At 72.5% G+C, this 26088-nt stretch carries 22 protein-coding genes and 1 tRNA gene; 17 read left to right on the plus strand and 6 right to left on the minus strand.

What is annotated here, in order from left to right:
- Nucleotide 1: 1 nt before the first annotated feature.
- From IH44_RS46520 to polA, 3 genes are all read right to left on the minus strand, one after another.
- The gene (locus IH44_RS46520) at nt 2–313 is read right to left on the minus strand and encodes a hypothetical protein (protein ID WP_157852324.1); all 312 of its coding nucleotides are present in this window, start codon (nt 311–313) and stop codon (nt 2–4) included.
- Nucleotides 314–568: 255 nt separating this feature from the next.
- Nucleotides 569–1132, minus strand: a complete 564-nt coding sequence (locus IH44_RS0115145) for a GNAT family N-acetyltransferase (protein WP_030460067.1) — start codon at nt 1130–1132, stop codon at nt 569–571.
- Between the two features lie 43 nt (nt 1133–1175).
- Nucleotides 1176–3908: a DNA polymerase I gene (polA, locus tag IH44_RS0115150; protein ID WP_030460068.1), complete on the minus strand. Its 2733-nt coding sequence runs from the start codon at nt 3906–3908 to the stop codon at nt 1176–1178.
- Between the two features lie 149 nt (nt 3909–4057).
- Here polA and IH44_RS0115155 point away from each other — a divergent pair, with 149 nt between their 5' ends.
- The 7 genes from IH44_RS0115155 to IH44_RS0115185 all read left to right on the plus strand — a co-directional run bounded on the left by IH44_RS0115155 (nt 4058) and on the right by IH44_RS0115185 (nt 11347).
- Nucleotides 4058–4510, plus strand: a complete 453-nt coding sequence (locus IH44_RS0115155) for a PaaI family thioesterase (RefSeq protein WP_030460069.1) — start codon at nt 4058–4060, stop codon at nt 4508–4510.
- Between the two features lie 84 nt (nt 4511–4594).
- Nucleotides 4595–5254, plus strand: coding sequence for a hypothetical protein (locus tag IH44_RS0115160; protein WP_051816926.1), 660 nt, complete (start codon nt 4595–4597; stop codon nt 5252–5254).
- A gap of 314 nt (nt 5255–5568) precedes the next feature.
- Nucleotides 5569–6810 (plus strand): branched-chain amino acid ABC transporter substrate-binding protein, encoded by a 1242-nt coding sequence (locus IH44_RS0115165; protein ID WP_030460071.1) that lies wholly within the window; start codon nt 5569–5571, stop codon nt 6808–6810.
- Nucleotides 6811–6904: 94 nt separating this feature from the next.
- Complete coding sequence (locus tag IH44_RS0115170; RefSeq protein WP_030460072.1) at nt 6905–7834, plus strand: branched-chain amino acid ABC transporter permease; 930 nt, start codon at nt 6905–6907, stop codon at nt 7832–7834.
- A 5-nt stretch (nt 7835–7839) separates the two neighbouring features.
- Nucleotides 7840–9789 carry a branched-chain amino acid ABC transporter permease gene (locus tag IH44_RS0115175; RefSeq protein WP_063759612.1) on the plus strand — a complete coding sequence of 650 codons (1950 nt, stop codon included), beginning with the start codon at nt 7840–7842 and terminating at the stop codon, nt 9787–9789.
- A complete protein-coding gene (locus tag IH44_RS0115180) occupies nt 9786–10634 on the plus strand; it encodes an ABC transporter ATP-binding protein (RefSeq protein WP_030460074.1) in 849 nt (282 codons plus the stop codon). The genes IH44_RS0115175 and IH44_RS0115180 overlap by 4 nt, the downstream gene beginning before the upstream one ends.
- A complete protein-coding gene (locus IH44_RS0115185) occupies nt 10631–11347 on the plus strand; it encodes an ABC transporter ATP-binding protein (protein WP_030460075.1) in 717 nt (238 codons plus the stop codon). The genes IH44_RS0115180 and IH44_RS0115185 overlap by 4 nt, the downstream gene beginning before the upstream one ends.
- A 76-nt stretch (nt 11348–11423) precedes the next feature.
- Here IH44_RS0115185 and IH44_RS0115190 read toward each other — a convergent pair whose 3' ends face one another.
- Nucleotides 11424–12107: an ANTAR domain-containing response regulator gene (locus IH44_RS0115190; RefSeq protein WP_369794951.1), complete on the minus strand. Its 684-nt coding sequence runs from the start codon at nt 12105–12107 to the stop codon at nt 11424–11426.
- A 62-nt stretch (nt 12108–12169) separates the two neighbouring features.
- Between IH44_RS0115190 and IH44_RS0115195 the strand changes: the two genes are divergently transcribed.
- Nucleotides 12170–12252, plus strand: a tRNA-Leu gene (locus IH44_RS0115195).
- Nucleotides 12253–12360: 108 nt separating this feature from the next.
- Complete coding sequence (locus tag IH44_RS0115200) at nt 12361–13143, plus strand: hypothetical protein (RefSeq protein WP_030460077.1); 783 nt, start codon at nt 12361–12363, stop codon at nt 13141–13143.
- Between the two features lie 88 nt (nt 13144–13231).
- Here IH44_RS0115200 and IH44_RS0115205 read toward each other — a convergent pair whose 3' ends face one another.
- Together IH44_RS0115205 and pyk are read right to left on the minus strand one after the other, a co-directional pair.
- The gene (locus tag IH44_RS0115205) at nt 13232–14161 is read right to left on the minus strand and encodes a hypothetical protein (RefSeq protein ID WP_030460078.1); all 930 of its coding nucleotides are present in this window, start codon (nt 14159–14161) and stop codon (nt 13232–13234) included.
- Between the two features lie 162 nt (nt 14162–14323).
- On the minus strand, nt 14324–15751 hold the full coding sequence (gene pyk / locus IH44_RS0115210; RefSeq protein WP_030460079.1) for a pyruvate kinase: 1428 nt from the start codon (nt 15749–15751) through the stop codon (nt 14324–14326).
- A 393-nt stretch (nt 15752–16144) separates the two neighbouring features.
- Here pyk and IH44_RS0115215 point away from each other — a divergent pair, with 393 nt between their 5' ends.
- From IH44_RS0115215 to IH44_RS0115250, 8 genes are all read left to right on the plus strand, one after another.
- Nucleotides 16145–17986 (plus strand): bifunctional UDP-sugar hydrolase/5'-nucleotidase, encoded by a 1842-nt coding sequence (locus IH44_RS0115215; RefSeq protein WP_030460080.1) that lies wholly within the window; start codon nt 16145–16147, stop codon nt 17984–17986.
- A 228-nt stretch (nt 17987–18214) separates the two neighbouring features.
- A complete protein-coding gene (locus IH44_RS0115220) occupies nt 18215–19159 on the plus strand; it encodes a hypothetical protein (protein ID WP_157852326.1) in 945 nt (314 codons plus the stop codon).
- Nucleotides 19160–20103: 944 nt separating this feature from the next.
- Nucleotides 20104–21480, plus strand: a complete 1377-nt coding sequence (locus tag IH44_RS0115225; protein ID WP_327059453.1) for a nitroreductase family protein — start codon at nt 20104–20106, stop codon at nt 21478–21480.
- A 7-nt stretch (nt 21481–21487) separates the two neighbouring features.
- The gene (locus IH44_RS0115230) at nt 21488–22963 is read left to right on the plus strand and encodes a class I adenylate-forming enzyme family protein (RefSeq protein WP_030460083.1); all 1476 of its coding nucleotides are present in this window, start codon (nt 21488–21490) and stop codon (nt 22961–22963) included.
- A 26-nt stretch (nt 22964–22989) separates the two neighbouring features.
- Nucleotides 22990–23253 carry a hypothetical protein gene (locus IH44_RS0115235; RefSeq protein WP_030460084.1) on the plus strand — a complete coding sequence of 88 codons (264 nt, stop codon included), beginning with the start codon at nt 22990–22992 and terminating at the stop codon, nt 23251–23253.
- Nucleotides 23246–23968, plus strand: coding sequence for a dihydrodipicolinate reductase C-terminal domain-containing protein (locus IH44_RS0115240; protein ID WP_157852328.1), 723 nt, complete (start codon nt 23246–23248; stop codon nt 23966–23968). Before IH44_RS0115235 ends, IH44_RS0115240 begins: the two co-directional genes overlap by 8 nt.
- The gene (locus tag IH44_RS0115245; protein WP_030460086.1) at nt 23965–24714 is read left to right on the plus strand and encodes a class II aldolase/adducin family protein; all 750 of its coding nucleotides are present in this window, start codon (nt 23965–23967) and stop codon (nt 24712–24714) included. Before IH44_RS0115240 ends, IH44_RS0115245 begins: the two co-directional genes overlap by 4 nt.
- A gap of 103 nt (nt 24715–24817) precedes the next feature.
- Nucleotides 24818–26083 (plus strand): MFS transporter, encoded by a 1266-nt coding sequence (locus IH44_RS0115250; protein ID WP_035955177.1) that lies wholly within the window; start codon nt 24818–24820, stop codon nt 26081–26083.
- The last annotated feature ends 5 nt before the right edge of the window (nt 26084–26088 follow it).

Genomic DNA, 26088 nt, shown 5'->3' on the forward strand with positions numbered 1-26088 from the left:
GTCAGGGAGTCTGCCGGGACGGCGAGGCGTACGGGATGCCCGGGACGGCCGGGTTGGGCAGCGGCGTCGCCGTGAGGACCGGGTCGCAGGTCATCAACCGGCCCTGCGGGTCGTAGAAGCAGCCCGGACGCCGGGCGTAGGTGCCCTCCTCGCCCGGCAGCGCGGGCTTGGGGCTGACCTCGGTGCGCGGAGTGGTCTTCGCCGCCCTGGGCTTGGTGGCGGTCGGGTGCGGGGTGGCGGCCGCCGCCGGGGAGTCGTCAGCAGGGGGTCCGGTGAGGGTGGGGCTCGGCGTGGCGCTCGGGGACGGGGACACCTCGGGCGCAGCCGTCGTGGTCCCGGGGGACGGTGTCGCCGGGGCGGCCTGCGGCGCCGGGTCCGACGCCGGGTGCGGACCGGAACCCGGTACCGCTGCCCACACCGCCCCGCCGACCGCTGCGGCGGCCACCGCCGCCACGATCCCGGCCCGACGGCCCTTCCCCTGCCACGCCTTCACGGCCCCACCTCTGCGTTCGTGCCGGTCCTCGGTGCGCGAAGCCTAGTGCCGCGCGCGGGGACGGGGCCGTCAGGTCTAGTCGTCCGCGAGGGCGGCCATGTCGATGTCGTCGATCCACTCGTCCCCGTAGCGCAGCACCTGGCGGCGGACGCCCTCGACCTTGAAGCCGGCCTTCTCGTAGGCGCGTCGGCCGCGGGCGTTGAAGGCGTAGACCGAGAGCGAGACCCGGTTGAGGCCGAGGGCGCGGAGGGCGTGGTCGGTGAGCAGGCGGACGGCTTCGGTGCCCAGGCCGCGGTCGCGGCCGTCGGGGCCGATGGCGATGCGGAGGTTGCAGGCGCGGTTGGGTTCGTCCCACTCGTTGAGGACGACCTCGCCGACGCCGCGGCCGGTGGCCCGGTCGACGACGATCAGGTCGAGGCGGTCGCTCTGCTCGTTGCGGGTGGTGTACCACTCGACGACGCGGCGCTCCATCGCCTCGTCCCACTCGGGGGCGACGGGGGTGTACACGTTGGAGGTGTAGCGCAGCACGTCCGGGTCGTTGAGCATGACGCGGAGCATCGGGAGGTCCTCCTCCGGCCGCACGGGCCGCAGGAGGACCTTCTCGCCCAACAGGGTGGGCTTGTCGGAGAAGGTGGGCATCCGGCCAGTCTCGGAGGGCCGGCCGGACGCCCGCAACGCAATATCAGTGCGCCGCGGCCTCCCAGTTCGCCCCGGCGCCGACCGAGACGTCCAGCGGGGCGCGCAGCGGGTACGCGCCGGCCATCTGCTCGCGGACCAGGGCCTCGACCTGCTCGCGCTCGCCGGGGGCGACCTCCAGGACGATCTCGTCGTGCACCTGGAGCAGCATCCGGGTGGTGAGGCCGGCGGCGCGCAGGGCCTCGTCGACCCGGAGCATGGCGATCTTGACGATGTCGGCGGCGGTGCCCTGGATCGGGGCGTTGAGGGCCATCCGCTCGGCCATCTCGCGGCGCTGCCGGTTGTCGCTGGTGAGGTCGGGCAGGTAGCGGCGGCGGCCGAGCAGCGTCTCGGTGTAGCCGACGGCGCGGGCCTCCTCGACCACGTTGTGCAGGTAGTCGCGGACGCCGCCGAAGCGCTCGAAGTAGGTGTCCATCAGGCCCTGGGCCTCGGCGGGCTTGATGCCGAGCTGCTGGGAGAGGCCGTACGCGGACAGGCCGTAGGCGAGGCCGTACGACATGGCCTTGATCTTGCGGCGCATCTCGGCGTCGACGTCCGCCGGGGCGACCGAGAAGACCTGGGAGGCGACGGTGGTGTGCAGGTCCTCGCCGCTGGCGAAGGCCTCGATCAGGGCCTCGTCCTCGGAGAGGTGGGCCATGATGCGCAGTTCGATCTGCGAGTAGTCGGCGGTGAGCAGCGTCTCGTAGCCCGCGCCGACCACGAAGGCGCGGCGGATGGCGCGGCCCTCCTCGGTGCGGACCGGGATGTTCTGCAGGTTCGGGTCCTGGGAGGAGAGCCGGCCGGTGGCGGCGACCATCTGGTTGAAGGTGGTGTGGATCCGGCCCTGCGGGGAGACGGTCTTGAGCAGGCCCTCGACGGTGGTGCGGAGCTTGGCCTGGTCGCGGTGGCGGAGCAGGATCACCGGGAGCTCGTTGGTGGTCTGGGTGGCGAGCCAGGTCAGGGCGTCCGCGTCGGTGGTGTAACCGGTCTTGATCTTCTTGGTCTTCGGCAGGCCGAGGTCGCCGAACAGGACCTCCTGGAGCTGCTTGGGCGAGCCGAGGTTGAACTCGCGGCCGGCCGCGGCGTGCGCCTCCTCGACGCAGCGCTGGATCTCGACCGCGAACTGCGACTCCAGGCCCTGCAGCCACGCGCGGTCGGCGGCGATGCCGTGGCGCTCCATCCGGGCCAGGAGTTCGGCGATCGGCAGTTCCATGTCGTGGAACAGCTCGACCGCGCCGACCTGGGCGAGCCGGGTGTCGAACAGGACGGCGAGGTCGTGGACGGCGCGGGCCTGGGTCATCAGGGCCTGGGCGCCGGCCGTCGGGTCGGGCTCGTCGGAGTCGAAGCTGAGCTGGCCGGTCTCGGCCTCGGCGGCGGGGGCGAGCGAGCGGCCCAGGTACTCCTCGGCGAGGACGTCGAGGGTGAAGGCGCGGCGGCCGGGCTTCTCCAGGTAGGCGGCGAGCGCGGTGTCGGCGGTGACGCCGGCGAACTGCCAGCCCTGCTCGGCGAAGGCCCGCATGACCTGCTTGGCGATGTGCAGGGCCTTGGGGCGCTTGGGGTCGGCGAGCCAGGCGGTGAAGGCGCGGTCGTCGTCCTCGCCGAGCGCGGCCGGGTCGAACCAGGCGGCGGCGGTGCCGGTGGCGAGGGCGACCTGCTCGACCTTGCCGGTGCCCAGGGCCCAGCTGTAGTCGGCGGCGAGCGCGGTGCGCCCGGCCTCGCCGGTGTGCTCCTCCAGCCAGGCGGCGAGCGCGCCGGGGACGGTGAGCAGGTCGCCGTCGACGGCGGGGCCGGCCGGGACCTCGACGGCGGCGGCGGACTCGGCGCCGGCCGGGTCGATGCCGGCCACCCGGTCGCGGAAGTTGGGGTTGCGGAACTCGAGCGCCTCCATCAGCCGGGCGACCTCGTCCTTGTCGAACGGGGCGCGGGCCAGTTCGGCGACGCCGAGCGGGAGTTCGACGTCCCGGACGAGCTCGGTGAGGAAGCGGTTGCGCTTGACGGAGTCGAGGTGCTCGCGGAGCTTCTCGCCGACCTTGCCCTTGACCTCGTCGGCCCGGTTGACCAGTTCCTCGAAGGAGCCGAACTGGTTGACCCACTTCGCGGCGGTCTTCTCGCCGACGCCGGGGATGCCGGGCAGGTTGTCCGACGGGTCGCCGCGCAGGGCCGCGAGGTCCGGGTACTGGTCGGGGCGGACGCCGTACTTCTCGGCGACCTTCTCGGGGGTGTAGCGCGTCAGCTCGGAGACGCCCTTGGTGGGGTACAGCACGGTGACGTGCTCGTTGACGAGCTGCAGCGAATCCCGGTCGCCGGTGACGACCAGCACCTCGAAGCCCTCGGCCGCGGCGGCGGTGGCCAGGGTGGCGATGACGTCGTCGGCCTCGAAGTTCTCGGCGGTGATCCGGGGCACCCGCATGGCGTCCAGGAGTTCGCCGATCAGCGGGATCTGGCTGCGGAACTCGTCCGGCGTGGCCGAGCGGTTGGCCTTGTACTCGGGGTACTCGGCGGACCGGAAGGTCTGCCGGGAGAGATCGAAGGCGACCGCGAGGTGGGTGGGCCGCTCGTCGCGGACGGTGTTGGCCAGCATCGAGGCGAAGCCGTAGACCGCGTTGGTGTGCTGTCCGGTGGCGGTGGAGAAGTTCTCCACCGGCAGGGCGAAGAAGGCCCGGTAGGCCATCGAATGCCCGTCCAGCAGCATCAGCCGGGGCCGTTCGGCCGCACTCTTGCCCGCACCCTGTGTCGCCACGTCACGTCCCGTTCCTGCCGGTTGCTCTGCCTCCCCGATCCTATGGCCCGGCGCCGACATCCCCGGCGCGGCGCGGGGCCTCCCTACCGGCGGGTAGACAGTCGTACGATCGACGCGCAACGAAGCGAACCCCCGGAAGCAGGAGCACCATGACCGACTCGGCGCCCGTACTGAAAGTGCCCCAGGACGTGCTGGACCACTTCGCCAAGCTGGGGGTGAGCCCGAGCACCTTCTCCGGCGGGCACCTGGGCGAGAAGCTGGGCATCACCATCGTCGAGGCGTCCCCGGACCGGGTGGTGGGGACGATGCCGGTCGAGGGCAACCAGCAGCCGTACGGGCTGCTGCACGGCGGGGCGTCGGCGGCGCTGGCCGAGACGGTGGGTTCGATCGGCGCGATGCTGCACGCCGGCCCGGGCCGCTACGCGGTGGGCGTGGACCTGAACGCGACGCACCACCGGTCGGCCACCTCGGGCCTGGTGACGGGCGTGGCGACGGCGGTCTTCAAGGGCCGCACCGCGGCGACGTACGAGATCGCGGTGACGGACGACACCGGCCGCCGGATCACCTCCTGCCGGCTGACCTGCATGCTGCGCGACCTGTAGCGGCACCGCGGTCCCGCACGCGCCCCCTCGGAGTTTGGCCGGGCCCCGCCAAGGGCAACCTGGGCTGGACGAGGGGGCGCCGCCATGTCCGGAGAGCGCGAACTGCCAAGCGGACCAGGGGGGTTCCTCGGTCCGGTCGAGCCGGGCGAGGGCACCTGGACGCCGCTCGTGCTGCGCCCGGAGCCGCCGCCGGAGCGCCCGCCGCGGTTGCTGAGCAGGCGTCAGAAGTACCTGCTGGCAAGTTTCTTGCTGATCGCGGCGCTGGGGCTGACGATCGCGCACGCCGCGAACCATCCTGAGCAGGCGGCGAATTCGCCCCCGCCGCACCAGCAGGTGCCGCCCTTCCCCTCGCAGTCGACCAGGTTCCAGTACGGCGGCCCGGCCCCCCGGTACCAGGACTCCTTCGCCCTCCGGCTGACGGTGCGCAACACCGGCCCGGCCGCGGTGGACGTGCTGGGGGTGAGCCAGGGCTACCCGGGCCTGACCGTGCGGGTGTCGGGCTGGCTGCCGCAGACGGTGCCGTCCGGCGGGACGATCGAGCTGCGGGTGGGGCTGGAGGTGACGGACTGCTCGGGAGCCCCGGCGGACGCGACCCTTCCTTTCCTCGATGTAACGCTGCGTAATACGCGTGCAATGGAGACCGTGAGTCAGATCCTGGGGGACGCCTATGCCCGCGATCTCTCCGCCGCCCTGCATTCCGCCTGCGACGGTACCGATTATCGGACGCCCACGACCACCCCGTGAGCTCCGGACAAACCTGTCCGATAATCGGCGAACCCTTGCGTGACCAGGGAGTTGAGGAAGGAGGCCATCCGCTACTCGGGACGGATCCCGGAATTTCGGGCTCCACCTGGGGTTTTCGACCATGATGTGAGATCAACATCCGCCGTGGTCATAACAAGAGAATCACAGCCTCTCCCGTCCCACTGCCCGAGTCGGCAGCGGCGGTCTAGAGTCACGCCCAGTCACCGCTCCGTCCGGTTCTCGGGCCGGGCCGTCGCTACCGGCACCGCCAGCCCTGTGCGCGTGTCCTCCAGATCCAGAAGGAGACCCTCGTCGTGCGAAAGAGCTCACTTCTCGTCGTGGCCGTTGCGGTAACCGGAGCGCTCACCCTCTCCGCCTGCGGTTCGCGCGGCGGCAACTCCGGCTCCGGCTCCGGATCCGACAAGGCGAGCGGCGGGACGAAGGTCGTCATCGGCGTCGACGCGCCGATCAGCGGCAGCCTGTCGGCCCTCGGCCTGGGCATCCGCAACTCGGTCGAACTCGCCACCAAGCAGGCCAACGAGAAGAACTACGTCCCCGGCGTGACCTTCTCCATCGAGGCCAAGGACGACCAGGCCAACCCGACCACCGGCAAGCAGAACGCCACCGCCCTGGTCGACACCAAGGGCGTCGTCGGCGTGGTCGGCCCGCTCAACTCCAGCGTCTCGCAGACCATGCAGAAGGTCTTCGACGACGCCAAGCTGGCCCAGGTCTCGCCGGCCAACACCAGCCCGGAGCTGTCGCTCGGCCCGAAGTGGGGCGAGAACCAGTTCGCCCGCCAGTACAAGTCGTACTTCCGCACCGCCACCACCGACGTGGTGCAGGGCAAGTTCGCCGCCCAGTACCTGTACAACGACGCGAAGAAGACCAAGGTCTACGTCATCGACGACAAGAAGACCTACGGCGCGGGCCTGGCCGCCATCTTCCAGGCCGAGTTCAAGCAGCTCGGCGGCACCGTGGTCGGCGCCGACCACATCAACCCGGGCGACAAGGACTTCTCCGCGGTCGCCACCAAGGTCGCCTCCTCCGGCGCCGACTCGGTCTACTACGGCGGCGAGTACCCGGACGCCGGCCCGCTGAGCGACCAGATCAAGAAGGGCGGCGCCAAGGTCCCGCTGTTCGGCGGCGACGGCATCTACGACCCCGAGTTCATCAAGCTCGCCAACGGCAACGGCGAGGGCGACCTGGCCACCTCGGTCGGCGTCCCGGTCGAGGAGCTGGACACCGCCAAGGAGTTCGTCGCCAACTACGCCAAGGCCGGCTACAAGGACCCGTACGCGGCCTACGGCGGCTACTCCTACGACGCCGCCTGGTCGGTCATCGAGGCGGTCAAGGCCGCGGTCGAGCACAACGGCGGCAAGGTCCCGGACGACCTGCGCACCAAGGTGCTGGACGAGCTCGGCAAGGTGAAGTTCACCGGCGTCACCGGCCCGGTCTCCTTCGACGAGTACGGCGACACCACCAACAAGCAGCTCACCGTGTACAGCGTCCAGGGCGGCGCGTGGAAGAAGGTCAAGAGCGGTACCTACTCCGGCTGATCCGCACCGTTCCCCCCGCAAGACAGCCGTGACGGCGGAGGGCACCACAAGTGCCCTCCGCCTCCTCGTACCCCCCTATCCACGGAGGCCCGCGGTGCACGAACTGCCGCAAAACCTGGCCAACGGACTGATGCTCGGCCTGATGTACGGCCTGATCGCCATCGGCTACACGATGGTCTACGGCATCGTCCAGCTCATCAACTTCGCCCACGGCGAGATATTCATGATCGGCGGCTTCGGCGCGCTGACCGCCTACGCGGCGCTGCCGCACGGCACCTCCCTCTGGCTGGCGCTGCCGGTCATGATCCTCGGCGGTGTGCTCGCCTCCGTGCTCACCGCCGCCGCCGCCGAGCGGTTCGCCTACCGGCCGCTGCGCACGGCGCCCCGGCTGGCGCCGCTGATCACCGCGATCGGCCTGTCGATCGCGCTGCAGCAGGTGGTGTGGGCGTTCTACCCGGGCGCCAAGAAGGCGCTGTCCTTCCCGCAGTTCGAGGGCGACCCGATCGGCCTGGGCTCCTTCCACCTGCAGCGCAACGACCTGTTCCTGCTGGTCGCCGCGCCGCTGTGCATGCTGGTGCTGGCCGCCTTCGTGCGGCTGACCCGCACCGGCCGGGCGATGCAGGCCACCGCGCAGGACCCGGACACCGCGAAGCTGATGGGCATCGACACCGACCGGATCATCGTGGTGGCGTTCGCGCTCGGCGCGGCCTTCGCCGCCGTCGCGGCCGTCGCGCACGGCCTGCGGTACGGCCAGGTCGACTTCACGATGGGCTTCCTGGCCGGCCTGAAGGCGTTCACCGCGGCCGTGCTGGGCGGCATCGGCAACATCTACGGCGCGATGCTGGGCGGCCTGGTGCTGGGCGTCGCCGAGTCGCTGGCCACCGCGTACATCCAGGACGTCCCGGGCATGCACCAGCTCGGCGGCGGCGCCTGGGCCAACGTGTGGGCGTTCGTGCTGCTGATCGTGGTCCTGCTGGTGCGGCCGCAGGGCCTGCTCGGCGAGCGCGTCGCGGATCGGGTGTGAGGACGATGACGACTGCGACGACCCACGAGACCTCCCCCGTCCTGCCGCTGCCCGCCCGGCTCGGCTACGGCGCGGCGGTGCTCGGCGGCGTGCTCGCCGCCGCCTCCGCGGCCATGTCCTGGACCTGGACGCCGGACTTCCCCGGCGACCTGACGTACTACGGCTCCCCGGCCGGCCTGCAGTGGCTGGCGCTGGCCGGCGGCCTGCTGACCGCGCTGCTGGCGCTGGCCGCGGCCGGCCTGAAGGGCCTGCGCTGGCTGAGCCCCTCGGGCGGCCACAACGGCGTGCTGCTCGCCGCGCTGGGCACCATGGCAGTGTGCTGGTACGCGGTGGTGGCGATCGCCGTCGAGCTGAACGGCCTGGTCAACCTGGACCCGGGCGGCTGGCTGGCCGCGGCCGGCTCGCTGCTCGCCGTCCTCGGCGCGCTCGGCCTGCCGCTGGACCGCCGCCGCACCGTCCGCCACCCCGAGCTGCACTGGAGCCTGTACGCGGCGCTGCTGGTCTCGGTGGTGCTGCGGGTCGGCTTCGGCCAGGGCTGGGCGCTGCACGCGGTGCCGCCGGGCATCCGGCCGATCTTCACCGAGAACCTGTGGTTCTTCGTCGCGCTGCCGCTGGCCATCGCCGGGTTCCGGCTGTGGCGGCTGCTGGACGGCCTGCTGCGGATCGGCCGGATCGAGCGCCCGCTGCCCGCCGCCCGGAAGCTGCCCGCCTGGGCGGAGATCCTGGTGGTCACCGCGGTGTTCGCGGTGGGCCTGGGCGTGGTCGAGTTCGGCGTCTCCACCGAGTACGGCGAGCTGTTCGTCGGCTTCCTGCTGCTGACGGCCTTCGGCACCGCGGCGCTGCTCGCCTCGGGCGCGATCGGCCGGCTGCGCGAACTGACCGCCCGGAACCGGGCGGTGACCACCGGCGCGGCGTTCGCGGCGGCGGGCGCGTTCCCGTTCACCCAGGGCAGCGAGACGTACGTGCTGATCGGCACGAACATCCTGATCTTCGCCACGGTGGCGCTCGGCCTGAACGTGGTGGTCGGCCTGGCCGGCCTGCTGGACCTCGGCTACGTGGCCTTCCTGGGCGTCGGCGCGTACGCGGCGGCGCTGGTGTCGGGCTCGCAGTTCTCGGTGTTCAGCGGCGTGCACCTGCCGTTCCCGGTGGCGGTGCTGATCGGCGCGCTGGCGGCGCTGGTGTTCGGCGTGGTGATCGGCGCGCCGACGCTGCGGCTGCGCGGCGACTACCTGGCGATCGTGACGCTGGGCTTCGGCGAGATCTTCCGGATCGCCATGAACAACCTGGACGGCCGCTCCGGCCCGAGCCTGACCAACGGCCCGAACGGCATCGCGGCGATCCCGGACGTCAACCTGTTCGGCTTCGACTTCGGTTCGGCGCACGACTTCGCGGGCCTGCACCTGGGCAAGAACGGCAACTACCTGCTGCTGATGCTGGTGGCCACCGCGATCGTGGTGACGGTGTTCGGCCGGGTCGCCAACTCCCGGATCGGCCGGGCCTGGGTGGCGATCCGCGAGGACGAGACGGCGGCCGAGGCGATGGGCATCAACGGCTTCCGGGTGAAGCTGATCGCCTTCGCGCTGGGCGCGACGCTGGCCGGCCTGGCCGGCGCGGTGCAGGCGCACGTGTCGGGCGCGATCTCGCCCGACCAGTACCTGTTCAGCAGCCCGACGCCGCCGAACTCGGCGTTCCTGCTGGCCGCGGTGATCCTCGGCGGCATGGGCACCATCAGCGGCCCGCTGGTGGGCGCGGCGCTGCTGTTCCTGATCCCGGCGAAGCTGGAGTTCCTGCAGTCCTACCAGCTGCTGGCGTTCGGCGTGGCGCTGATCCTGCTGATGCGCTTCCGCCCGGAGGGCCTGATCGCCGGCCGGCGGCAGCAGCTGGAGTTCCACGAGGCGCAGCTGCCCGCGCAGGCCGCCCCGACCGACGACGTACCGACCAAGGCAGGGGCGTGAGCGCCGTGACCACCGACACCGCCCCCGCCGCCGCGGCGCCCGCGCCGTCCGCCGAGACCGTGCTGGAGGCCTCCGGCGTGGTGATGCGCTTCGGCGGCCTCACCGCGGTCAACAACGTGGACCTGACGGTCCGCCAGGGTGAGATCGTCGGTCTGATCGGCCCGAACGGGGCCGGGAAGACCACCTTCTTCAACTGCCTGACGGGGCTGTACGTCCCGACCGAGGGCACCGTGACGTACAAGGGCCGGGTGCTGCCGCCGAAGCCGCACCTGGTGACCCAGGCCGGGATCGCCCGGACCTTCCAGAACATCCGGCTGTTCGCCAACATGACGGCGCTGGAGAACGTCCTGGTGGGCCGGCACACCCGCACCAAGGAGGGGCTGTTCTCGGCGATCCTGCGCGGCCCGGGCTACCGGCGGGCCGAGCGGGAGGGCCGGGAGCGGGCCCGGGAGCTGCTGGAGTTCTGCGGGCTCGGCGCGAAGGCCGACCACCTGGCCCGGAACCTGCCCTACGGCGAGCAGCGCAAGCTGGAGATCGCCCGGGCGCTGGCGTCCGAGCCGGGCCTGCTGCTGCTGGACGAGCCGACCGCGGGCATGAACCCGCAGGAGACCCGGGCCGCCGAGGAACTGGTGTTCGCCATCCGGGACCTGGGCATCGCGGTGCTGGTGATCGAGCACGACATGAAGTTCATCTTCAACCTGTGCGACCGGACCGCCGTGCTGGTGCAGGGCCAGAAGATCGTCGAGGGCGACCGGGAGACCGTGCAGAACGACGAACGGGTCGTCACCGCCTACCTGGGCGCCCCGCTCGAAGGAACCACCGCAGCTCAGGAGGACGGCCAGTGACCGCTCTGCTGGAGGTCGAGGACCTCCGTGTCGCCTACGGCAAGATCGAGGCCGTCAAGGGCATCTCGTTCACCGTCGAGCAGGGCGAGGTCACCACCCTGATCGGCACCAACGGCGCCGGCAAGACCACCACCCTGCGCACCCTGTCCGGGCTGCTGCGGCCGACCGCGGGCAAGGTCCTGTTCGAGGGGCAGGCGATCGACACGGTGCCCGCGCACCGGATCGTCGCGCTGGGCCTGGCCCACTCCCCCGAGGGCCGGCACATCTTCCCGCGGATGACCATCGAGGAGAACCTGCTGCTCGGCGCGTTCCTGCGGCGCGACGCGGCGGGCATCGCCGAGGACGTGGAGCGGGCCTGCACGCTGTTCCCGATCCTGGCCGAGCGCCGCAAGCAGGCCGCCGGCACCCTGTCGGGCGGCGAGCAGCAGATGCTGGCGATGGGGCGGGCGCTGATGTCCCGGCCCAAGCTGCTGATGCTGGACGAGCCGTCGATGGGCCTGTCGCCGCTGATGATGCAGAAGATCATGGCGACCATCGTGGAGCTGAAGGCCGCGGGCACCACCATCCTGCTGGTGGAGCAGAACGCGCAGGCCGCGCTCTCGCTCTCGGACCGGGCGTACGTGATGACCACCGGGAAGATCACGCTGTCCGGCACCGGCGCGGAGCTGCTGCACGACGAGTCGGTGCGCCGCCAGTACCTGGGCGAGGACTGACCGCCCGTCGGGCGCGGGAGCGCCCCCGTCCGGACCGGTGTCCGGGCGGGGGCGCTCCTTCGCGTGCGGGGCCGGCTCAGCCCTCGGCGGTGTCGGCCTTCTTGCGGTCCTGGGCGGCGCCCTCCTCGATCACGGCCTCGGCGACGGCGGCCATGGTCATCCGGCGGTCCATCGAGGTCTTCTGGATCCAGCGGAACGCGGCGGGCTCGTTCAGGCCGAACTTGGTCTGCAGCACGCTCTTGGCGCGGTCGACCAGCTTGCGGGTCTCCAGCCGCTGCGAGAGGTCCGCGATCTCCTGCTCCAGGGTGCGCATCTCGGTGTAGCGGGAGACCGCCATCTCGATCGCGGGCACCAGGTCGCTCTTGCTGAACGGCTTGACGATGTAGGCCATCGCACCGGCGTCCCGGGCCCGGTCGACCAGCTCGCGCTGGGAGAACGCGGTGAGCATCAGCACCGGGGCGAGGTGCTGCTCGTGGATCCGCTCGGCGGCCGAGAGGCCGTCCAGGACGGGCATCTTCACGTCCAGGATGGCCAGGTCGGGCTTGAGCTCCTCGACCAGTTTGACCGCCGTCTCGCCGTCACCGGCCTCACCGACGACGGTGTAGCCCTCCTCCTCCAGCATCTCCTTGAGGTCGAGGCGGATCAGTGCCTCGTCCTCGGCGATGACGATTCGGGTGATCTGGGGCGAGTCGGTGTCAAGCGGCTGGGCCTGCTCGTCGGCGGTGCTCACGGGGCTCCTCGGTCCGGCGGGGTGCTGCATGCATGAGCCTACCCAGCTGCAACCGGGAGCGCGCACAGGGTATCCTTCTGCCACCCACCCCTGCCGGGTTGGTGGAACGGCATACACGGATGTCTCAAACACATCTGCCCGAGAGGGCTTGCGGGTTCGAATCCCGCACCCGGCACTCACGATTACTTTCCACTCGAAGGGCAGGACTGCCCACGGCTCACCTCTTGGGGTGAAGTCCGGCGAGTCAGCCCCTCGCGGGTCCACTACCGGCGAAGCTGCCGCCATGGTTGAACGATCGATCCGGGACCAGGCGACCCACCTGCTGCGACAGGGGGTCTCGAACGCCGACGTCGCCCGGAGGCTGTGCGTGCCGAGCGGCACGGTCGCGTGGTGGAAACACCGCGACCTCGCCGGACGGGGCATGCTCCCCGGCCGGAAGCGGTCGACCTGCCCTCACTGTTTCGGCGATCCCCTCGACGGCCCCGCCTACTGCTACCTCCTCGGCCTCTACCTCGGGGACGGCCACATCACGCACCCCGCGCAGCACCGCAGCCCGGCTCTCTCGATCACCTGCGACGACAAGTGGCCCGGGGTGACGGACTCCGTCGAGCGGACCATGCGCGTGGTGCTGCCCCACAACCGACCCTGCCGGGTTCGCCGTACCGGCTGCCACGACGTCAAGGTCTACTCGACCCACCTGGTCTGTCACTTCCCCCAGCACGGTCCCGGGAAGAAGCACGAACGCCCCATCGTCCTCGAGCCCTGGCAGCGGGAGTTGACCGACCGCCACCCCTGGGAGCTGCTGCGCGGGCTGATCCACTCCGACGGCTGCCGGATCACCAACCGGGCGACCCGGACGGTACGCGGCGAGGTCCGGCACCATGCGTACCCGCGGTACCTCTTCACCAACACCTCGCCCGACATCGTGCGGCTGTTCACCGACGCCCTTGATGCCGTCGGCGTGCCGTGGAGGTCGAACCGGCGGGCGTCCGGAGCGGTGAACGTCTCGATCGCCCGCCGGGCTGCCGTGGAACTACTGGACGCGCACGTCGGCCCGAAGGACTGACGGTGCGGGCCACGGTCCTGACCGTCTCGACCGGGTACGTGCCGACCGAGGCCGCGCCGCCTCGGAGCCGTCGCGCTGCCCGACGCCCTCACCGCGCCACCAGCGTGAGCACCGTCGGCTCGTCCGGCTGCTGCGCGTCCGCGGCCTCCAGGGTGTATGTGCCGGCGGTGTCGCCGTAGAAGTCGAACCAGGCCGCCAGGCTGACGGTGTCCGGCCGGCCCGGGTGGGCGGTGGCGTCGACCGGGGTGCTCGGGGCGAGCCGGCGGCCGTCCGGGAGCGTCAGGTGCAGCACCAACTGCTCGGGGGTGGTGCCGGCCGGGGCCTCGAACAGGACCTCCACGCTGTGCTGACCGGGCTTCAGGGCGCGCAGCGAGCGGGGCACGAAGGGCGTGGTGCCGAGCGGCACGGCCCGGGCCGGCACCGGGTTGCCGGTGCAGTCCTCGCGCAGCCGGGCCGAGGACAGCACCAGCCGGTAGCGGCCGGCGCGCACGGTGTCGGCGGAGGGGTGCAGCACGGTCGGCCGGAGGTCCACCGGGTCCTGCCCGGAGCGGGCCCCGATCGGGAGCACCGCGCGGGCGGCCCCGGGGGCGGCCAGCACCAGGGCGAGCCGGTTCGGGTCGAGCAGCTGCCCGGGCGGGCCGACGTCCTGCACGGTGACGGTCAGCGAGGCCCGGCCGAACGGCGGCGGCTGGACCTCCAGCGGGCCGCTGACCGCGACGCCCTCCTGCTCCAGCGCCACCCGGGGCAGCGCGGAGGCGGCGGGCACCGGCGACTCGACCACGACGCCCAGGACCAGTTCGACCTCGGTGCGGCCGTCGGGCTGCGCGGTCGCGGTCACCCCGGTGAGCCGGTAGGAGCTGCCGCCCCACCACGCCGTCCGGTCCACCGCCACGCTCCGGGCCACCGGCCGCACCGGGCTCGCGGAGGCCACCGCCTGCAGGGTGTCCGCGCCGTAGGGGGTGCAGCCGGCGGTGAGCACGGCCGCGGCGCAGAGCGCAGCGGTGCGGCGGCGTATCAAGCGGTTCCAACCCCCCGTTCGCGGCGCGGGCCCGACCCCGGGGGCCCGCCCGAGGCATGCTACCCACAGCGGTGGCGGTGGTGCGGCGGGTGACTGACGGGACGTCACGCGACGGCCGGGGCCGCCCCGTCCGGAGCGGACGGAACGGCCCCGGCCGCAGGGTCAGTTGGCCGGTTCGCCGACGTGGTGCACCCGCACCAGGTTGGTCGATCCGGCCAGGCCGGGCGGGGAGCCGGCCGTGATGATCACGACGTCGCCGGGCTTGCAGCGGCCCAGGCTCAGCAGCGCGGAGTCGACCTGGGCGACCAGTTCGTCGGTGGTGGTGACGAACGGGCCGAGGAAGGTCTCCACGCCCCAGGTGAGCGCCAACTGGCTGCGCACGGCGGGCTCGCAGGTGAACGCCAGGACCGGGATCGGCGAGCGGTAGCGGGTCAGCCGGCGGGCGGTGTCGCCGCTCCGGGTGAACGCGATCAGGTACTTGGCGTCCAGGAAGTCGCCGATCTCGGCGGCCGCCCGGGCCACCGCGCCGCCCTGGGTGCGGGGCTTACTGCTGGGGGTGAGCTCGGGCAGGCCGGCCGCGAGGACGTCCTGCTCGGCGGCCTCGACGATCCGGGCCATCGTCTTGACCGTCTCGACCGGGTACTTGCCGACCGAGGTCTCGCCGGAGAGCATCACCGCGTCGGTGCCGTCCAGCACCGCGTTGGCCACGTCGGACGCCTCGGCGCGGGTCGGCCGGGAGGCGTTGATCATCGAGTCCAGCATCTGGGTGGCGACGATCACCGGCTTGGCGTTGCGCTTGGCCAGCTTGACCGCGCGCTTCTGGACGATCGGCACCTGCTCCAGCGGGAGTTCGACGCCCAGGTCGCCGCGGGCCACCATGATGCCGTCGAAGGCGTCCACGATGGACTCGAGGTTCTCCACCGCCTGCGGCTTCTCGATCTTGGCGATGACCGGGATCCGGCGGCCCTCCTCGGCCATGATCCGGTGCACCGCCTCGACGTCCTTCCCGCTGCGCACGAACGACAGCGCGATGACGTCGGCCCCGGTCCGCAGGGCCCAGCGCAGGTCTTCGACGTCCTTGTCGGAGAGCGCGGGCACCGAGACGGCGACACCGGGGAGGTTGAGGCCCTTGTGGTCGGAGACCAGTCCGCCCTCGATCACGATGCAGTGCACCCGGGGGCCCTCGACGTGGGTGACCTCCAGGCAGACCCGGCCGTCGTCGACCAGGATCCGCTCGCCGCGCGAGACGTCCGCGGCCAGGCCCTTGTACGTGGTGCCGCAGATCTCCCGGTCCCCGGGGACGTCGTCGACGGTGATGGTGAACTCGTCCCCGCGCTCCAGCAGGACCGGCCCGTCGGCGAAGGTGGCGAGGCGGATCTTCGGGCCCTGGAGGTCGGCCAGCACCCCGACGCTGCGGCCCGACTCGTCCGAGGCCTTGCGGACCCGGTGGTAACGCTCCTCGTGCTCCGCGTGGGAGCCGTGGCTGAGGTTCAGTCGGGCGATGTCCATGCCGGCGTCGACCAGGGCCTTGATCTGGTCGTACGAGTCCGCGGCAGGCCCGAGAGTACAAACGATTTTTGCTCGGCGCATACAGCAGAGCCTAGGCATTACCGGGTCGTAACAGCGCGGTTCCGGCCAGTCCTCCCATGGCAGTTGGCAAAAGATTTGGTGAACGGACCTGCACCGCGCGGGCGGTGGCGCGCGGAGTGAGGGCCCGCCGCCCGGGTTGACGCACGGCAGTTCGCCCGGCGGGCGCCGTGCGGGCGTCCGGCGGCCCCGGGACGGGCCTGTCGCGGGCGGGCGCGCCACCCGGGGGTCACCCGGATCTCACCTGTTGGATGGCGAATGGGTCTGGCCTCGGGGGCCGGAAACCGGCAGACTGCCAGTCGCGTTTTCTACGCGCGTCACCACGGGTGGCGGGGTGTCACCTGCCCCGCCCCGGACGCCGGCTGACCGCCCGTACCGCCCGACTTGGAGTCCTCGATGTCCCTCAACCGCCGTGACTTCGTCACCCGCTCCGCCGCCACCGCGGCCGGTGCCGCCCTGGTCGGCGGCCTGTCCGCCGCCGCGGCCACCCCCGCCGCCGCCGCGGACCACGACCGGGACGAGTCCCACGGCAGGGGCCCCGTCCCGTTCAAGGGCGCCTTCACCGTGATGGGCACCACCGACCTGCACGGCCACGTCCTCAACTGGGAGTACTTCACCGACTCCGAGTACGACGACAACGCCCACAACGACGTCGGCCTCGCCAAGATCTCCACCCTGGTCGAGCAGGTCCGGCAGGAGAAGGGCCGCGGCCGCACCCTGCTGATCGACGCCGGCGACACCATCCAGGGCACCCAGCTCTCCTACTACTTCGCCCGGATCGAGCCGATCACCGGCAAGAAGGCCCCGCGCCACCCGATGGCCACCGCCATGAACGCCATCGGCTACGACGCCGCCGCGCTCGGCAACCACGAGTTCAACTACGGCATCCCGCTGCTGCGCGCCTACCAGGACCAGCTGGAGTTCCCGCTGCTCGGCGCCAACGCGGTCGACCCCAAGAGCGAGAAGCCCGCCTTCCCGCCGTACGTCATCCGCGAGCTGCACCTCGGCCACGGCCGCCCCGTCCGGGTCGGCATCCTCGGCCTGACCAACCCCGGCATCGCCATCTGGGACAAGGCCAACGTGCAGGGCAAGCTGGCCTTCCCGGGCATCCCCGAGATCGCCGCCAAGTGGGTCCCCAAGGTCCGCGCGGCCGGCGCCGACGTGGTCGTGATCACCGCCCACACCGGCGTGGACGGCGCCTCCTCCTGGGGCGACCAGCTGCCCTTCTCGGAGAACGCGGGCGCCGAGATCGCCGCGACCGTCCCCGGCGTGGACGCCATCCTGGTCGGCCACGCCCACAAGGAGATCCCGCAGCGGATCGTGGTCAACCAGCAGACCGGCAAGAACGTCGTGCTCTCCGAGCCCGCGCTCTGGGGCGAGCGGCTGACCTGCTTCGACTTCGAGGTCGAGTTCTCCCGCGGCCACTGGACCGTCACCGGCGTCAGCGCCCGGCTGCTGAACTCCAACACCGTCACCGAGGACCCGAAGATCGTCAAGCTGGTCAAGGACCAGCACCAGAAGGTCGTCGCCTACGTCAACCAGGTCATCGGCACCTGCAAGGAGAGCCTCTCCATCGCCGAGTCCCGGTTCCGGGACACCCCGATCATCGACCTGATCGGCCGGGTCCAGGCCGACGCCGTCCGCGCCGCGCTGGCCGGCGGCCAGTACGCCGCGCTGCCGGTGCTCGCCCAGGCCGCGCCGTTCAACCGCACCGCGGTCATCCCGGCCGGCGAGGTCAAGCTGCGCGACGCGGCCGGCCTGTACATCTACGAGAACACCCTGGAAGCCCGGATCCTGACCGGCGCCCAGCTCAAGGACTACCTGGAGTACTCCGCCAAGTACTACGCCCAGGTCGCCCCCGGCGCGCCGATCGACCGGGACACCCTGACCAACCAGGCCAACAACACCCCCGACTACAACTACGACTCGCTCTACGGCCTGTCCTACGACATCGACATCGCGCAGCCGGTCGGCAGCCGCATCGTCAACCTGTCGTACCAGGGCGCGGCGGTCGACCCGGCCGCGCAGTTCGTCCTCGCCGTCAACAACTACCGCGCCAACGGCGGCGGCAACTTCCCGCACGTCGCGGCCGCCCAGCAGGTGTGGGCCAACTCCGACGAGATCCGCAACACGATGATCGCCTGGGTCAAGGCCAAGGGCGTCATCGACCCGGCCGACTTCTCCGGCGGCGCCAACGGCGGCTGGCGCCTGGTCCGGGCCGGCGTCCCGGTCTTCTGACCCCGACTTCCGACCCCGACCGGCGACAGCCGCCGCCGAGCTCGATCGGACGGCCGCGCGGGCACGACCCCTGGAGATCACTCCGGGCGGTCGTGCCCGCGCTGCTGCTGCGGGCCGGTCCGGCTGCCCGACGCCGACCACCCGCTGCCGCTCCGAGCCCCCGGAACCGAACCGCCGGGAGGACCGTCCGACTCACGACCCGCACAGGGGCGTTGAGGGGATCGCGAGATGCGTGGACGAGTCGCGACGGCGGCGATGGCGCTGCTGCTGCTGGTGGGCGGGTGTGCGAGCGAACCCGGCCCGCAGAGCACGGCGGTCGGGCCGAGCCCGGTCACGGCCGGGCCGAGCCTGGTCACGGCCGGGCCGGAGGTGCGCGCCGCGACCGGGGACGCGGCGCGGCGGGCGGCCGAGGTGACGGCGGCCTGGCCCGGGTCGGCCGCCCAACAGGCTTGGGAGCACGGTTACTTCCCGGTCGAGGACACCACCGAGTGGATGCCGGCGGGGGCGTTCCGCAGTGGCGCGGACAAGGCCGCCTACCTCTCCGGGCATCTCGACCTGGGAACCACGCTGCCGGTGTCCGTCTCCGGCACCGCCGAGGTGCGGTTCGCGGACGGCTCCCGGCTGACCCTGCCGCAGCGCTCCGCGAAGGAGGTCTTCGCCCGGCTGACCGCCCGGAGCGACGTCTGCGCCACCCACTGCGACAGCCGGCTGACCGTCACCGCCGTCCGGCCCGGCACCACCACCGTGGCCACCTCCCGCGGGCAAGCCACCGTCCCGGTCTGGGAGTTCACCCTCTCCGGCTACGACCGGCCGTTCCGCTACCCCGCCGTCCTCTCCCAGGCCCCGGCCGCCGGCCCCACCGCGAACACCTTCGACGGCTCCTCCACCGTGCTCGACTCGGTCTCCGCCGACGGCCTGGTCGTCACCGCCGTGGTCTCGTACGGCAGTTGCGACACCGTCCGCCCCGGCGAGGTCCACGAGACCGACCTGGCGGTCGTCCTGATCGGCCGCGTCGACCGCGCTCCCGCCCGGGCCTGCGACGCCGCCGCGCGCTCCACGCCGGTCGAGTTCCGCCTCTCCCGCCCGCTCGGCGCCCGCACCGTCCTGGGCCTCGCCGACGGCCGGCCCCAGCTCCCCCTCGGCCGCCTCGGCCGCCTCGGCCACCTCGGCTGACGCCGGCGGCCGGGCCGCCGCCCCCTCCCCGGCGGGCGCCGGAAATGTCTCGGAGCGGATGTGCCCACTGCTTCGAACAGCGACTCACCGGCGAGGGCCGGAAACCAATCACCGGCGATCAGGAAACGGCCCAGCCGATTCTCCACCGACCCACCGTCGGCGATTTTCATGGGCCACCGAATCGGGCCGCCAGCTCGGGCCGGTGAGCTTTCCCGGGTGATTCTCCGGGAGATTTCCCGGGAGATCTAACGGAGATTTCCTTCCGTATTCCGTTCCGGACCGGGACCGCCCCGGCCCGCCGGTCGGCGGCCCGACCGGCACCCGGGCCGCGCCGCGTACACGCGAGCTGTCAAGTCGCCCCCGGGCGGGTGTCCCGGCCCGTGCGGGCCGGAACGCCGACCGGCGGGCCGGGGCGGGCGAGCTTGTGCCCGATGTCGGCAGTTCCCGCAAGATATCCCGACATACAGGCAAGTTGATGGTTCGTCAGACATGCGCGGAACCTCTTCCGGCGGGTCTCGACCAGCCGCGCCGGAAGCCCGGCCCAACCGGAATGTGGTCTACTCCAATCCTTGACAGCGCTCACGCGGGTGCCCCAGGATGATCGTCAGCCGCCGCTGGTTCAGGGCGCGGAACAGGTGATTCATCCACTTCGTAGGCCGTTCACGGGGGACAGGCTGCCGGAGCTTGCAATGGCGCAGGCGGCACAGTCGGATCGAAGTCCTTGCACATTTCCCCGTGTCCGCCGCATGCCATCTGCTGAACAGGCCGGGGCTTTCGCCTGCCCTCTCGCATGCCTGGTCGGCAGTGCCACCAGACGGGATGAGGTTTCGTCAGACGTGCAAAGCAATGCAGAAACGAAATCCGCACGACCGGTTCACGCACGGCGGATCGCCCGGAGAGCCGAGCACGCGCCACCGGACTTCGAGACCGACATGTGGGCCCGGATGGCCCTGCCGGCGGCACCGTCCTTAGCGCCCGCCGAACCGCCCTCGGCCGCGGGTCTGAAACTCGCGCTGTCCCTCCTGGAGGAGGGCGTGCTGACCAGCCGGGGCGCGCGTTCTCGCGGGTCGCACGGGGCGCGGGCGGTACCGTCCGCCGGGGCCGTGTACCCGTACGAGTTCGCCGTCCTCACGATGGAGAACGGCCGGCCGACCGCCTTCCTGGTCGACTCCGACCGCCGCACCTGCACCCGGCTGGCCGCCGGGGACGTCGCCGGAGCGCTGCGTGCCTCGACGCTGGAGATCCCCGCGGACGGCGGCGCGGTGATCGTGGCCCTCACCCGCCCCTGGTTGTCGATGCGCAAGTACGGCGACCGCGGCTACCTGTACACCCAGCTCGATGCCGGGCACGCCGCCGGGAACCTGCTGCTGGCCACCACCGGCCGGCGCGCGCCGGGCACGCTGCGGCTGCGCTTCCCCCGCTCGCCCCTGTCGGACCTGCTGGAGGCCCGCGAGAACTGCCGGGAGGTGCACTCCGCCCTCCTGGTCCCGGCGGCCGAGGCCGACGACGCCTGGGCCCGCTGGACCGTGCACGACGAGGCCGACCGGGAGCGGCGCGAGCCGGCCTGGCGGTCCTGGCTGGAGGAGACCTGCTGGGACTCCCTCTCCGCACGGGCGGAGCACCCCGGGAGCACCCGTGCGCCGGACGCCCCCGCGCCCCTCGCGCAGCTGCCCGACAGCGGCCGGCCGACCGGCGCGCAGGACGGCCTGGGCGATCCGTCCGACTGGCCGGAACTGCTCGCCGCGCGGGCCTCCAGCAAGGCGTTCGCTCCCGGCACCGTCCCCGCGGCCGACGTCTGGCGGGCCGTCTCGGCCCTGTCCACGCCGGTGCGGACGGACCTGCCGGCCGACTCCCCGATGGGCGCCACCCTGGTCCTGCGGTCGGCGGAGGAACCCGAGCACAACGCCGTCCACCTGCTGACCGGCGAGGGTGCCCGGCGACCCGGCCGGCTGCCGTCCACCGACGAGGTGGTCCGCGCCTGCATGCAGCAGCGCAGCCTGGCCGACAGCGCAGCCGTCGTCCTGCTGCACGCGCCGCGAACCGCGCTCAGCGGCACCGCCGCCGAGGCGGCCGCCGGCAGCGAGGACCTGCGCGAACTCGCCTTCCGCTGCGGCGCCCTGGGGCAGTTGCTGTACCTGGGGGCGACTCGCGCCGGGATCGGTGTGACCGGCGTCGGCGGCTTCGACGCGGCGCTCTGGCACTCGCTGGCCGGGCTGCCGGACAGCGACGAGATCCTCTACGTCCTGCTGCTCGGGCGTCCGGACGACTCCGGCATCAAGTTCGACCGGCTCGCCACCGCCCACGCCCAGAACGAGCGGTGAGGCCGCGATGAACGCCGTCCTTCCCGGCGCCTTCGCGGACGCCCTCGCCCGGCACGGCGACCGTGTCGCGGTCACCGACGCCGACAGCTCGCTCAGCTACGCCGAACTGGCCGACCGGGCCCGGGCCGCCGCCGCCCGGCTGGCCCCGCACGGCGCGGCCGGCGAGCGACTGCGGATCGGCTTCTACGCCGCCAACTCCACCGACTACGTGGTGGGTTACCTGGCTGCCCTGTTCGCCGGCGCGGTTCCCTTCCTGGCCGACTCGGCCTTCGGACCGTTCGAGCTGGCCCGGATCGCCGAGGACTGCGGACTCGACCTGCTGGTCCACGCACCGGATGCCGACGTCGAGCAGGTCACCGAACAGGTCACCGAACAGGTCACCGAACAGGTCACCGGCGCGGTCGGGTTCGCGGGGGGCGGGTTCGGCGGCCTCACGGTCAGCCGGGTGCGCCGCTTCGACACCCCCGCCCCACCGCTGCTGCCCGACACCGAGGTCTGCCGCTTCACCTCCGGCTCCACCGGCCGGCCCAACTGCATCGAGTTCTCCGGCGCGGCCGTGCTGGCGGCGGCCCGCAACTGGGTCGCGGGAACCGGGCTCTCGGCCGAGGACCGGATCGCCTGCCTGGCCGCGCTCTCCAACGGCCTGGCCTTCAACACCTCCTTGCTCGCCGCCTTCCTGCCCGGTGCCTCGCTGCACCTGTCGCGCGGCCTGCCGACCGCCTCCCGGATCGTGCGGCTGCTGGAGAGCACCGGGGCCACCCGGCTGGTGGCCTTCCCGGCGCTGTACGAGTCGATCGTGCGGCGCTCCTCCACCGGGGGCTTCGCCGGCGTCCGCGCCGCGATCTCCTCGGGAGCCCCGCTGCGCGACGGCGTCCGTGCGGAGTTCACCCGGCTCACCGGCGTGCCGATCCACAACTACTACGGCGTGGCCGAGGCAGGGCCCCTGACCTTCGCCGCCGACGGCACCGGCACCGGGCTCGGCACCCCGCTGCCCGGTGTGGAGGTGATCGCGGACGAGGAGGGGCTCCGGGTCCGGAGCGAGTCGATGGGCTCCCGCTACCTCAACGCCCCCGGGGTCTTCGAAGCGCGGGTCGACGACGAGGGCCGCTACCGCACCGGCGACCAGGGCCACCTGCTCGACGGCGTGCTCCACCTCACCGGCCGCACCGGGCGGATGGTCAACGTGGGCGGACGCAAGATCGACCCGATCGAGATCGCCGAGGTGCTGCGGAAGGCCGCCGGAGTGCTCGACGTCGTCGCCTTCGAGGCCGAGGGCCGGCACGGCGACCCGGTCCTGGCCGCCGTCCTGGCCGTCGAGGCCGGTCCCACCGTGCAGTCCCTGCGCGCCCACTGCGCGGCGCTGCTGCCCTCCTTCAAGGTGCCCTCGGTCTTCCACCTGGTGGACCGGATACCGGTGAACTCGATCGGCAAGCCGTCGGTCGAGCGCCTGCGGCGGCTGCTCGCCGAAGCCCGGAACAACTGACCCCCTCCCCAGCCCAGGAGCCCACCATGGACAACAGCTCTCTCCGTACCAAGATCCTCGACCTCGCGGTCGCGGCCGGCGACGGCAGCTTCACCGCCGGCGAACTCGCCGAGGCCGGTTACTCGTTGAGCGCGGTCAGCTTCTCCTCGCTCTCCTACATGCGCCTGATCGACAGCATCGAGAACGTCCTCGGCGTCTACCTGGACCCGGAGGTCGGCGCCGAGCACTACGAGACCATCGACAGCGTCGCGGCCCTGGTGGTCGCCAGCGGTGTCGGCGCCGATGCCTGACGAGGTGCCCGCGGCCGGCGGCCCCGCCCTGGGCGTCGTCGGTCGCGGGCGGCTCGGCTCGGCCCTGCTGGCGGCCTGCCGGGCCGACGGCACGCGGGTGTCGCTGACCGCCTCCCGCCGCGACGGCTGGCAGGCCGACGCCGTGCCCGACGTCCTGGTCGACGCGAGCGCGCCCGGCGCGCACCCGGACGTCCTCGCGTACTGCACGGCGTACCGGGTGCCGCTGGTCGCCTGCGTCTCCAACCTGACGGACGCCCAGTGGACGTCCCTGGAGGAGCTGGCGGCGGTGGTGCCGGTGGTGCGCGCCACCAACCTGTCCTTCGCCCACTACGTCCAGCTGCGCATCGCCGAGTTCACCGCCGCCCTCACCCGGGGCCCGCTCGGCCCGACCACCACCACCGTCCGGGAGAGGCACCCGATCGGAAAGGCGCACCGGCCGAGCGCCACCGCGCTGGTCCTGGCGCAGACCTGGGCCGGGGCGAGCGGCCGGACGGTGGCCGACATCGCCGACGAACGCGCCGGACTTCCCGTCAGCGAACACGAGTTGACCCACACCTGGGACAGCGAGTCGCTGCACGTGCGCCACCACGTCGGCAGTTGGGCGGTACCGGCCCGGGGCGCGCTGACCGCCGCCGGCTGGGCCCGCACCGCCGCGCCCGGCCTGGTCACCATGCGGACCGTCTACGACGACCTGACAGCAAGGAGCACGCCATGACCACCGCAGAGGGGCGGCCGCTCAGCCCCGCCGAACGCCGGCTCGTCCTCCAGGTCGCGGTCGGTGCCCGGATGCTCTCCCTCGACGGGCACGACGACTTCAACCAGGGCCAGATCTCGGCCCGGATACCCGGCCGCGACGAGTTCTTCATCAAGGGCGCCCTGGTCGGCTTCGACGAGGCCGCCCCCGCCGACGTGGTCCGCTGCTCGGTCGACCACACGCTGCCCGCCCCGCCGCTGGCACCCCCGGAGCTGCCGCTGCACCAGGCGATCTACCGGGCGCGTCCGGACGTCAACGGCATCGTGCACAGCCACGCGCCGTACACCCTGCTGTTCGGGGCCACCGACCTGCCGATGCGCCCGATCTCCCACGACGGCGCGTACTTCCGGGACCGGATCGGCCTGTTCACCGAGACCAGCAACACGGTCCTGGACATCGGGACCGGTGACGCCATCGCCAAGGACCTCGGGGACCACCCGGCCGTCCTGCTGCGCAACCACGGCGGGGTGATCGTCGGCAAGAGCGTGCGGCACGCCGCCGTCTTCGCGCAGGTGCTGGAGCGCGCCTGCCGGCTCCAGCTGACCGCCGAGGGCACCGGCGTCCCGTACGTCTGGTCCACCGAGCAGGACGTGGCCGCCAAGCAGGACTTCATCTACGCCGACCTCTCCGTCCGCTCGTACTGGGACTACGCCGTCCGCCGGGTCGGCCGGCACTGGCCCGAGACCGTCGACTGGACCCGCGGCTGACCTTCGTCCCCCCGCCTCGGACGGCTCCCGGAGCGGTCCGGGCCCGTCCCTCCCCGCCCACGCACCCACGCACCCACGCACCCACGCACAGAGCCGGAGCGCCATGCCGACCTTGACCACCGCCGACCCGCCGCGCCACGACCGTGCCCGGGTGCAGCGACGGACCGTCCGGACCCTCGTGGTCGCCGAGGTGATCAGCGGCAGCGGCATCGCCACGGGTTTCGCCGTCACCAGCCTGCTGGCCGAGGAACTCGGCGGGAGCGCCAGCGTCGCCGGCCTGTCGCAGACCGCGGCGACGCTCGGCGGCGCGGCCGCGGTGGGGGCGATCGCGGCGATCACCCACGTCCGGGGGCGGCGCCCCGGGCTGGCCACCGGGTACCTGGCCGCCGCGGTGGGCGCGGTGGCCTGCGTGGTGGCCGCGGTGGTGCACAGCTTCCCGCTGTTCCTGCTCGGCATGGTGTTCTACGGGGCCGCCGGGGCCACCGGCCTGCAGGCCCGGTTCGCCGCCGCCGACCTGGCCGAGCCGCAGCGCCGGGGCCGGGCCATGTCCCTGGTGCTCACCACCACCGTGGTCGGCGCCGTGATCGGGCCCAATCTCACCGGGCCCGGTGCCGCGATCGCCGAACGCCTGGGCCTGCCGCCGCTGTCCGGCACCTACCTGTTCGCGGTCGTCGGCTTCGCCGCCGCGTTCACCGCGATCACCGTCTTCCTGCGCCCCGACCCGCTGCTGCTGGCACGCGGGCAGGACGAGGCCGGGGAGCGGGAGAAGCCGCCGCCGCTGCGCGCCATGCTGAAGGCGCTGCGCGGGAACCGCCCGGCCGTCCTGGCGATCCTCAGCATCGTCGCCGGGCACCTGGTGATGATCGCGGTGATGTCGATGACCGGCATCCACATGCACCACGCCGGCACCGGGCTGGGTGTCATCGGCATGGTGCTCAGCGGCCACCTGGCGGGGATGTACGGGTTCTCCACCGTGTTCGGCTGGGCCGTGGACCGTTTCCGCAGCACCCCGGTGCTCTACGGGGGCACCGCCGCGATGCTGCTCTCGCTGTGGCTCTGCGGCACCGCCGGCGGCGGCGACGTCGTCCAGCTCGCCGTCGCGCTGGCGCTGCTGGGGCTCTCCTGGTCGGCGGTGCTGGTGGCGGCCTCGGTCCGGCTCTCCGAGAGCGTCCCGGTCGCCGAACTGCCGGCCGCCCAGGGGTTCTCCGACATGGCGATGAACCTGGCCGCGGCCGCGGGGGCCGCGCTGTCCGGCGTCGTCCTCGAACGGCTCGGCTTCGCCACCCTGAGCGCGCTGTCCGCGATCGTCCTGCTGCTGCCCTTCCTCGCCCATCCCGCGCTGCACCCGAAGTCGAACCGATCCGCCTGAAGCCC

The sequence above is a fragment of the Kitasatospora sp. NRRL B-11411 genome (genome assembly GCF_000721345.1).
GTDB classification, from domain to species: Bacteria; Actinomycetota; Actinomycetes; order Streptomycetales; family Streptomycetaceae; genus Kitasatospora; species Kitasatospora cineracea.

Bases quoted from the DNA above. Each gene is read 5' to 3' on its own strand.
- IH44_RS0115145 (WP_030460067.1), bottom strand. From the start codon at position 1,132: ATGCCCACCTTCTCCGACAAGCCCACCCTGTTGGGCGAGAAGGTCCTC.
- IH44_RS0115155 (WP_030460069.1), top strand. From the start codon at position 4,058: ATGACCGACTCGGCGCCCGTACTGAAAGTGCCCCAGGACGTGCTGGAC.
- IH44_RS0115160 (WP_051816926.1), top strand. From the start codon at position 4,595: ATGTCCGGAGAGCGCGAACTGCCAAGCGGACCAGGGGGGTTCCTCGGT.
- IH44_RS0115175 (WP_063759612.1), top strand. From the start codon at position 7,840: ATGACGACTGCGACGACCCACGAGACCTCCCCCGTCCTGCCGCTGCCC.
- IH44_RS0115190 (WP_369794951.1), bottom strand. From the start codon at position 12,107: ATGCAGCACCCCGCCGGACCGAGGAGCCCCGTGAGCACCGCCGACGAG.
- IH44_RS0115200 (WP_030460077.1), top strand. From the start codon at position 12,361: ATGGTTGAACGATCGATCCGGGACCAGGCGACCCACCTGCTGCGACAG.
- pyk (WP_030460079.1), bottom strand. From the start codon at position 15,751: ATGCGCCGAGCAAAAATCGTTTGTACTCTCGGGCCTGCCGCGGACTCG.
- IH44_RS0115215 (WP_030460080.1), top strand. From the start codon at position 16,145: ATGTCCCTCAACCGCCGTGACTTCGTCACCCGCTCCGCCGCCACCGCG.
- IH44_RS0115220 (WP_157852326.1), top strand. From the start codon at position 18,215: ATGCGTGGACGAGTCGCGACGGCGGCGATGGCGCTGCTGCTGCTGGTG.
- IH44_RS0115225 (WP_327059453.1), top strand. From the start codon at position 20,104: ATGGCCCTGCCGGCGGCACCGTCCTTAGCGCCCGCCGAACCGCCCTCG.
- IH44_RS0115230 (WP_030460083.1), top strand. From the start codon at position 21,488: ATGAACGCCGTCCTTCCCGGCGCCTTCGCGGACGCCCTCGCCCGGCAC.
- IH44_RS0115235 (WP_030460084.1), top strand. From the start codon at position 22,990: ATGGACAACAGCTCTCTCCGTACCAAGATCCTCGACCTCGCGGTCGCG.
- IH44_RS0115240 (WP_157852328.1), top strand. From the start codon at position 23,246: ATGCCTGACGAGGTGCCCGCGGCCGGCGGCCCCGCCCTGGGCGTCGTC.
- IH44_RS0115245 (WP_030460086.1), top strand. From the start codon at position 23,965: ATGACCACCGCAGAGGGGCGGCCGCTCAGCCCCGCCGAACGCCGGCTC.
- IH44_RS0115250 (WP_035955177.1), top strand. From the start codon at position 24,818: ATGCCGACCTTGACCACCGCCGACCCGCCGCGCCACGACCGTGCCCGG.